This window comes from Moritella sp. (genome assembly GCF_033791185.1).
In the GTDB taxonomy this organism is placed as follows: domain Bacteria; phylum Pseudomonadota; class Gammaproteobacteria; order Enterobacterales; family Moritellaceae; genus Moritella.
Window position 1 is genome coordinate 1 of the sequence record NZ_JASJHF010000292.1, and the last position, 9,432, is coordinate 9,432.

Genomic DNA, 9,432 nt, shown 5'->3' on the forward strand with positions numbered 1-9,432 from the left:
TATCTTAAAATTTCGCATACTTTACACTTTAACGTTGAACCGTTCGAAGGCGCTAATTTAGAGCAATCTGCCTTAGACTTTACCGGTATCGACCCTACTAACCCACTGCGTGGTGCTGTACACGAGCGTGAAGCAATCACCGAGATCTATAAAGCCGTACGTAAAGGCTTGAAAGATACGGGTTGTCATCGTGCGATCATGGTTGCACACAATGCAGCTTTCGATCATGGTTTTTTAAGTGCCGCCTCTAGCCGTGAAAAGATCAAACGTAATCCTTTCCACCCTTTTGCGACATTTGATACCACGACACTGGCTGGTTTAGCCGTTGGTCAAACTGTGCTTGCTAAAGCATGCATGGCTGCCGGTATTCCGTTTGATCATAAACAAGCACATTCTGCTAAATATGATACCGAGCAAACTGCAGAGTTATTTTGTTATATCGTCAATAAATGGAAAGATATGGGCGGTTGGCCACTTCCAGTTCCTGAAGATGAAGCTCTAGATTGTAGCGTAAATACAGAAACTGAATAAAAATTATGCCCCTACTTTACGATATAGATACAATAACTCATAAGTTGTGTACTACATTGTGACGTGTAAAGGGGTAAAATCTTACTCATTTATTAAAACTTACCTTCAATCCCAATAATCGCAGTATCAGTATCACTTTCATAACTAAAATGTAGCACTGTTGCACCATAGGTTACACCGGCAAAACAGCCTAGCATATTTGCAGCCATATCATTTTTATCAAATTCATTACCTTCCTGGCTCGCATCATAGGTTTCCTTTAATGCACCGATAGTGAAGCCAACAAGCATAGTCTGCCACCAACTTTCGGTGTACATCATCGTTGCGCCACAAATAACCGTTTCGGCAATAAAATGTTTCTGCTTATCATCTTCAACACCTTCTGCATGTACCGGACTAGACACTATCATAAATGAAATAATAAATAGATTTCGACATTGCGCTGTTAGTACCACACAGAACTGGTGTATTAGTGTAATAAAAGACTTATTAGGTGAACGTTCGACCTTGGAAATCGCACTGGCCAAGCCATGATTATGACAATAATGGCTTATGCTATGTTTTTTTATTTTAGCTAAATTAATCATGTGTTTTTAAACGCCATAAAAAATCTAACAATGTATACCTAAACAATATCAACCTTGATTTGAGAAATACCTCAATACAACTTGATAAACATGATCTTACGTTATAACTGGCTCAGTATATTTAGGTTTAAATGCTAGAGTAATACCAAAAGAAGCCTCCATGCACCATCCAACGCCAAAGTAAAAGAATAAAACCCTGCGCGTATTATGCAAGGCTAGCAGCCAAAATTCACTTCGCAACAAATCAAAAATATAAAAAGAACGATCAATTAGTTACTGATTAACCGCTTTAAAAAGCAAATACTCACTAAACCTGCATAATTACCCACAAATAGGCTTAAAATTTACTTATCTTATTAATGATAGTTTTATATACTACTGGCAATGAAATTATTAACATTGGAAAATAAATAAATGAATCCTGTCGTTATCGCGGTGCTAACAATGCTAATCCTCAGCTTTATGCGGATTAATGTTGTTGTGGCACTCACAATTAGTGCCATCTTAGGTGGTTTAATTGGTGGTTTACCTTTAGAAGAAGTTATTGCGGCGTTTAACTCAGGTTTAGGTGGCGGTGCATCTATTGCATTAAACTATGCCATGTTAGGTGCGTTTGCCGTTGCCATTTCTAAGTCAGGTATCACTGATCTACTCGCAGCTAAAATTGTTAGCCGCCTAGGCACGAGTGGTTCTCAGCGCCAAATAAACGGTTTTAAGTATGGTTTACTGTTTACCCTGCTGTTAGTAGCAATCTCATCTCAGAACGTCATTCCTGTTCATATCGCGTTTATCCCGCTACTTGTTCCGCCTCTACTTGGTGTAATGAATAAATTGAAATTAGACCGTCGTGCAGTCGCTTGCGTTATAACATTTGGTTTAACGGCAACCTATATGTTCTTGCCTATTGGTTTTGGCGGTATTTTCTTACACAATATCCTGCTTAAAAATCTAAATGATAACGGCGCAAATGTAGTTGCAGAGCAGTTACCAACCGCAATGGCGCTACCAGTGTTAGGTATGGTTATAGGTCTTATTACAGCAGTGCTATTTAGCTACCGTAAACCACGCGAATATTTTGTTGAAAGTGAGTTAACAACGAAAGAAGTACAAAAAGTTGAATTTAATCCTCGCCATATTATCGTGGCGATGGTTGCTGTTGTTGCAGCCCTAAGCTTACAGTTAACCTATAATTCAATCATTCTAGGTGCACTGACTGGTTTCATTATCTTTACGCTAGGTGGGGTGATCAAATTCCACGAAACGCAAGATATCTTTACTCGTGGTGTGCATATGATGGCGATGATTGGCTTTATCATGATTGCGGCATCCGGTTTTTCTGAAGTAATGAAAGCAACCAGCGGTGTTGAATCGTTAGTCAGTTCAATTGGCGGAGTGATAGGTGACAACAAAAATTTAGCAGCATTACTCATGCTAATCACTGGTTTACTGGTGACGATGGGTATTGGTTCGTCTTTTTCAACGATCCCAATTCTTGCAACTATCTACGTACCACTTGCTTTACAGTTTGGTTTCTCACCTCTTGCAACAGCATCACTTGTTGGTACTGCTGCAGCGTTGGGTGATGCAGGCTCTCCGGCATCAGATTCAACATTAGGTCCGACATCTGGCCTAAACGTTGATGGCCAACACGATCATATTCGTGATTCCGTAATTCCAACGTTCATCCACTATAATATTCCACTTATTATCTTTGGTTGGATCGCTGCAGTTACACTGTAGAACTTTAAATAAGTAAAAATTAAATTACAGATATAGAAAAGGGAAGCAATTGCTTCCCTTTTTCGTATGCTAATTATGTTGATAAACGATTTTAACGTTTACCACGTACACATAGTTAGATAATGATTTAGCTTACGCTTTCGCTTTTGCAGCAGCTGCAGCGATTAATGGCTGTAATTCACCGTGTTGGAACATTTCCATGATGATGTCACAACCGCCAACAAGCTCGCCATCAATCCATAATTGTGGGAATGTAGGCCAGTTCGCGTATTTAGGTAGTTCAGCGCGAATATCTGGGTTTTGTAGAATATCAACGTAAGCAAATTGCTCACCACAATTGATTACTGCTTGTGATGCTTGTGAAGAAAAACCACAGCTCGGTAGTTTTGGCGATCCTTTCATGTATAGGATGATTGAGTTCTCAGCAAGTTGCTGTTTAATTTTATCTAAAGTTTCCATTGTGTCCTCACAAATCTTAGCGTTTACATCTACTGTAGTTATGATTTTTTAAACTCTAACCATAGAATGCATTAATAAATACAAATTTAGTGAGCCATTTTATGCTAATTATAGCTTGGTTAACACCGTTAATTTGTAGGGTTATTTTGTTTTATATTTAGTCTAATTGTTAAAATTTCACTTCACTGGTTACAATTTATTAATTGAACAGTACAATTGCGCGCAAATGCTTGAATATATTCAACGCTAGCGGTAGTATTCTTGCAATAATTAAATCAATAATGAGCAATGGATAGCTTTTAGCTATCAATACATAAGGAAATACCTATGAGTATTACACTACCAGCTTTACCGTACGCACAAGATGCACTTGAACCACATATCTCAGCTGAGACTCTTTCTTTCCACTACGGCAAACACCACAATACTTATGTGGTTAAGCTTAACGGTCTAATCGAAGGTACACCTTTTGCTGAAAAAACATTAGAAGAAATCGTTAAATCTTCTGAAGGTCCAGTATTCAACAACGCTGCACAAGTATGGAACCACACGTTCTACTGGAACAGTCTGACTCCAGCGGCAAAAGGCCAGCCAGAAGGCGCTTTAGCTGACGCTATCAACGCTAAATTCGGTTCTTTTGAAGCGTTCCAAGCAGCATTCAATGACAAAGCTGTAAACAACTTCGGCTCAAGCTGGACTTGGTTAGTTAAAAATGCTGAAGGCGAACTAGAAATCGTTAATACGTCTAACGCTGGTACGCCGATCACAGCAGCTGGTGTTACACCGCTAATCACAGTTGATCTATGGGAACATGCTTACTATATCGATTACCGTAACCTACGCCCTAGCTACCTTGCTGGTTTCTGGGCACTAGCTAACTGGGATTTCGCTGCCGCGAACTTCGCTGCTTAATCGTCTTTTAGACTCAGGTTAGCTTTACGCTAGATAATAAAAACCGATAGCTTGTGCTATCGGTTTTTTTGTATTGAGCTAGTATTACTTATACTAAATTGTTATTCTTTATCTCATTAGAATGATGACAAGGATGTTATTGCTTATTTTTCAAGACCGAGGTCGATATGAATTTTAGTAATACATTTAAAGCAATATTAACATTGTCTATCCCAACAACATTAATGTTCACTGTTCTCTACTTATCAATCAACTGAGCGCTCGACTTCTCGAGACCCCCAGCTAAGTCTCTGACAATCAGCTAATTTGTTGTCTACCAAGTAATGAATGGGACAAGGTCGTTCCATCTACATATTCTAATTCACCACCAACGGGTACACCATGGGCAATACGGCTCGCTTTCACACCGTACTCTTGTGCAATTTCAGCAATGTAATACGCTGTAGCCTCACCTTCTACGGTTGGATTGGTTGCGAGAATAAGTTCATCGTAACGTCCAGATGCTAATAGATCCGCTAATTTATCTAAACCAATTTCATCAGGTCCGATGCCATCTAATGGTGATAAGTGACCCATCAATACAAAATACTGACCACTAAATTGATTGGTTTGTTCAATTGCCGCCACATCAGCAGGCCCTTCAACAACACACAATATTTTTTCAGCTTGACGCTTAGGGTTAGCACATATTGCACAAATATCTAATTCAGTCAGGGTATTACATTGTTGACAGTGACCAATTTTAGTCATCGCCTTTTCTAAAGAATGCGCCAACGAAACAGCAGCATCACGCTTACGCTCTAATATGTGAAATGCAATACGTTGTGCTGACTTAGGTCCTACACCCGGTAAAATCTGTAGATCATTAATTAATTGATCTAGCAAAGGACTGAACTTCATTTATAACTCCAAAAAGAAACCCTGCTCTCACTAGGTTTCGCATCTATATTGATCGCAATACTACATCAAATCAGCTATTTTGGCATATGTTTTCGTCCCTGTATTTAGACCGCTGAAGTTTTAATTTACAGACTGGTTAATGCGCAGTTTTAAACCATTCGCAACCTTGCACAATAATGTGGATGATTATCAGCATAAAACCTTGACCTAGCAGCCAGACTCAAGGTAGATTTTAGTCACTACATATATATAAAAAATCAATAATTTCAAAGTAATAAACGTAATTATCATGACACCCTGACATTATCCAATGTCCTTCTGAACATTTGGCTAATTGACCGGTATTTTCACCAATTATATTATGACAAAAATGATAAAATTAACTGAAGAAAGTGCACATACTTGTTGGGAATTTTTCCAAAAACATCGCTGGGTGGCTGCTGAGTTTACCTTATCTCCCATTCTCGACTCCTGGAAACGCTGTGTCCGCCAGACTTCTCCTTATGAATGGCATAAACCCAACGTTGCTTCGGGTAGTACGCTAAGTTCATTCATTCGTCGCAGTGCTGAAATTATTGCTATCGCAGAAACCGTACTCGAAGACATCTACCAAATGATAGATCATCGAACCTGCGCGATGCTCGTTACTGATGCGACTGGCTGTACCCTGTCTATTTTGGGCAATGACAAGATAATTGCTGATTTCAATGATCTCGGGTTTAAAAAAGGCGCCTTCTGGAGCGAAGGTCGAGTTGGCACTAACGCAGTCAGTCTGAGCCTACATACTCATGAACCAGCAAGTATTTTTGCCGCTCAACACTTTAATCAGCATCTTCATAAATACTGCAGCCATGCGGCGCCTGTTTTTAATTCCGAGGGACGGCTAACCGCCTGCTTGTTACTTATCACTCATGTCGATAACTACCAGCGTTGCGATGCAGCCCTAATCACTTCTTGTGCAAAAGAAACCAGTAGTTTATTACAGCTGGAGAATAATTTATCCGATGCTAACACGCTATTAGGCCAGCGAAATGCAGTGCTAGAATGTATGGATGACGGCATCATAGCCTGGGATAAAGATCAACGCATCACCTTGATAAACAACCAAGCCGCGAGCACCTTCAATCTCGAAAAAGATCATGTTATCGGCCTTCAACTTGAAAAATTAATCTTGCTACCACCGATAATTAAATCGGGTATTCAAGCAAGTAAAAAACTATCCCACTTAGAGATCACCTTTGAATCTCAGGGTAAGTTTATCGAAGCATTAGTGACATTAAGGCCGCTACACGACGGGAGCTTTTTACTGTTCTTGCATCCGTTGGAAACCATGCGACGCTTTGCGCAACGGCATATTTGTGGCAATGCCGAACTCAGCTTTAATTCCTTGGTCACGCATTCTCCAAAAATGAAAAAAATTAAGACTATCGCTAAACGAGCAGCTAAAACCAATGAACCGATCTTATTGAAAGGTGAAGAAGGGGTGGGAAAAAATAAGATCGCGCAGGCAATACACCATCTAAGTGATAAAAATAAAGGCCCTTTTATCACGCTCAACTGCAAGAGTATTACACCGGAAAATATGCTCAAAGAACTACTCGGTAGTGACGACGGTGAAGGTCAAGCATCAAAATTTGAATTGGCTAACGGTGGGACTATCTACTTAGAGCAAATTGAGTTTTTATGTACCGAAATGCAATCGGCACTGCTCCAAATACTGAAAACCAACCTGCTCATGCGTACTAATAGTAATCGTATGATACCGATGAATTTTCAATTAATCTCCTGTACCAGCGCCGACTTAGAGCAGTATATAAAACAGGATTCATTTCGACGTCAGTTGTATTACGCGATCAGTGCAGTAGAACTCGATATACCACCACTACGACAGCGTAAAGAGGATATCATTGAACTGATCCAGCGACAGCTAAGACGACTTGAGAAGCGCTACAATACCCATATCTCTATTAAAGACGATGCTCTTGACGTGCTATATCGTTATTCTTGGCCAGGTAATATTTCAGAACTACAGAATAAGGTAGAAAAGATCGTGCTTAATCGCAATGACGATACCATCACTATCGACGATCTGCCAAATCAGTTTTTATCTAGCCCTATCGAAAAAGATATGTACGGTACACCTTATGTCCAAAGTCTTGAAGCAATGGAAAAACAAGCAATCGAAAAAGCGTGGCAAGTGTTTGATGGTCGTATTCATGATATTGCGGCAGCACTGCAAATCAGCCGAACGACACTGTGGCGTAAAATCAAAAAATATGATATTAATCCGAGTGTTAGTGTAGATAAAGTGCATAACTAACCATTAAAAAAGGCATGAAATAAAATCTCATGCCTTTAAATACTAAACTAATTCAATCAATCTAAGCGGGTTGAGCCTGTAGATTCTCACATGAATCATGAAAATTAACTTGCCTAATTTTGGATTTCAACGCCGGGATCATACTTGAACTCGCACTCAGTTTAGTTAGCCCTAAACTAAGCAGTAATTCAGTCATATCACTATCTCCCGCCATTTCACCACACATACCAACCGGTATATTTGCTTTAATAGCAGCATTGCAAGTCATCGCGATAGCTTTAATAATAGCAGGTTGTTTGTAGTCAACCAAATCAGCAACTGTTGGATTTCCTCGATCTGCGGCCATCACGTACTGGGTCAGATCATTGGTGCCAATAGAAAAGAAATCAGCTTCCTGCGCTAATGCATCTGCATTAAATACTGCAGCAGGCACTTCAATCATAATACCGACTGCCAACGGATATTCCTTTTCAGGCAGGTTAAGCTCTTCACGGTAGCTAGAGATAAGATTTTTTACCGCCACAAGTTCAGACAACTGAGCAATCATAGGAATCATTAACTGAATATTAGGGTACTCTGCAGCAGCTCTTAATACGGCTTTAAGCTGATCTTTAAACAAGATATTATCAGCAAGGCATAAGCGTACGCCGCGTAATCCAAGGAAAGGATTATCTTCCTTATTCATTGGATACGCCTGCAACGGTTTATCACCACCAATATCAAGACTGCGAATGGTTAACGGTCGGTCGCCAAGCGCAGCAGCGATATCACGATAAACAATATATTGTTGCTGCTCTGAAGGTAACTCCGCATGGGACTGGAATAAAAACTCCGTTCGCAACAGACCTACACCTTCAGCACCCGCATCAAGCGCCGCAGAAACATCCTCTAAGCCACCAATGTTTGCCATGACATTAAATCTAAAACCATCGGTCGTGATCGCAGGTTGTTGCGCAGCCAATAATTGATTATTAGCCTGTGCAAGCCAAGTTTTACGATGTTCATCGAGTTCCTGTTGTTTACTTTCGGTTGGCGTCAACCATAATAAACCACTAAAACCATCAACCGTCACCATCTGACCCGGTTCAACAAGTTCCAGACAGTTTTCAACCCGAATAATGGCTGGAATACCCATTGCCCTCGCAAGGATCGCACTATGTGATGTTTTACCTCCGCCACTTAGGCAGATAGCCAATACCTTCTCAGGATCGAGTTGTGCAGTATCCGATGGTAATAAATCTTTTGCCAGCAACACTGATGGCTGAGTAAGTTCAATTCGGCTTCCCAGACCATCACCACATAATTGCAACATCACTTGTCGAGCAATATCCATTACATCGGCTTCACGCTCTCGCATATAAGTACTTTCTAAAGCACGATATTGCGCAGCCATAAGCGTTGTTATATCTAACCAAGCTTGCTCAGCAATCATATGTTGCTCAATTCGCGATCGAACATCGGCAAGCAGCTCCGGATCCTCAAGCATCAGCATGTGGGCTTTAAATATTTCCGCATGCTCCTTGCCTAACGTTAACTCCGTATCATTGGCCTGCTGCGCGAGTTGCTCTGTCACTTGTTGGATGGCACTATCCAATCGGATATTTTCCATCTCAATCGATTCAAAGCTACGCTCGGGGATCGCGGGCATCACAGCATCAAAATGTACTACAGGTCCGGTCACAATACCGGCGCACACGGCCAGTCCATTCAACGCCCCTTCAACCTGTTCTTGTGAGGACGCAACACTTTGACTGGCTATATCAGCCATAGGCGCTACAGCCTGCTCTATGGAGTCACCAAAATGACAAGTAGTCAAGCGAATGAATTCAGCAATCGCCAGTTCAGCTTCATCACCCGATGCATACAAACAGATCTCATCACCACCCTGTATATTCAGTTTTGCAATGGCATTCAAACTCTTAGCCTTCGCCCTCTCGCCCAGTTTTGCTAGCTCAATGGTCGCATCTACAGCAGCCATCGTAG

Annotated in this window: 8 protein-coding genes; 4 read left to right on the top strand and 4 right to left on the bottom strand. The window is 40.7% G+C overall.

All coding sequences use genetic code 11. From position 1 onward, the window contains the following. A partial coding sequence (gene rnt, locus QNK26_RS16650; RefSeq protein WP_319225063.1) for a ribonuclease T occupies positions 1–531 on the top strand: 531 nt, incomplete at its 5' end. Positions 532–623: 92 nt separating this feature from the next. Here the strand turns inward: rnt and QNK26_RS16655 are convergent. Further along, entirely contained in the window at positions 624–1,118 is a 495-nt protein-coding gene (locus tag QNK26_RS16655; RefSeq protein WP_319225065.1) for a hypothetical protein, read from the bottom strand. Between the two features lie 414 nt (positions 1,119–1,532). Between QNK26_RS16655 and QNK26_RS16660 the strand changes: the two genes are divergently transcribed. Continuing rightward, a complete protein-coding gene (locus QNK26_RS16660; RefSeq protein ID WP_319225066.1) occupies positions 1,533–2,858 on the top strand; it encodes a Na+/H+ antiporter family protein in 1,326 nt (441 codons plus the stop codon). Between the two features lie 132 nt (positions 2,859–2,990). Here QNK26_RS16660 and grxD read toward each other — a convergent pair whose 3' ends face one another. Next, positions 2,991–3,317 (bottom strand): Grx4 family monothiol glutaredoxin, encoded by a 327-nt coding sequence (gene grxD / locus QNK26_RS16665; RefSeq protein ID WP_319225068.1) that lies wholly within the window; start codon positions 3,315–3,317, stop codon positions 2,991–2,993. Positions 3,318–3,644: 327 nt separating this feature from the next. Between grxD and QNK26_RS16670 the strand changes: the two genes are divergently transcribed. Beyond that, entirely contained in the window at positions 3,645–4,229 is a 585-nt protein-coding gene (locus QNK26_RS16670) for a superoxide dismutase (RefSeq protein WP_319225070.1), read from the top strand. Between the two features lie 297 nt (positions 4,230–4,526). Here QNK26_RS16670 and recR read toward each other — a convergent pair whose 3' ends face one another. Then, complete coding sequence (gene recR / locus QNK26_RS16675) at positions 4,527–5,129, bottom strand: recombination mediator RecR (RefSeq protein ID WP_319225071.1); 603 nt, start codon at positions 5,127–5,129, stop codon at positions 4,527–4,529. Between the two features lie 370 nt (positions 5,130–5,499). Here recR and dhaR point away from each other — a divergent pair, with 370 nt between their 5' ends. Next, entirely contained in the window at positions 5,500–7,449 is a 1,950-nt protein-coding gene (gene dhaR / locus QNK26_RS16680) for a dihydroxyacetone kinase operon transcriptional regulator DhaR (protein WP_319225072.1), read from the top strand. 61 nt (positions 7,450–7,510) lie between these two features. Here the strand turns inward: dhaR and ptsP are convergent. Next, positions 7,511–9,432, bottom strand: a 1,922-nt coding sequence (ptsP, locus tag QNK26_RS16685; protein ID WP_319225073.1) for a phosphoenolpyruvate--protein phosphotransferase, incomplete at its 5' end; no start/stop codon positions are given.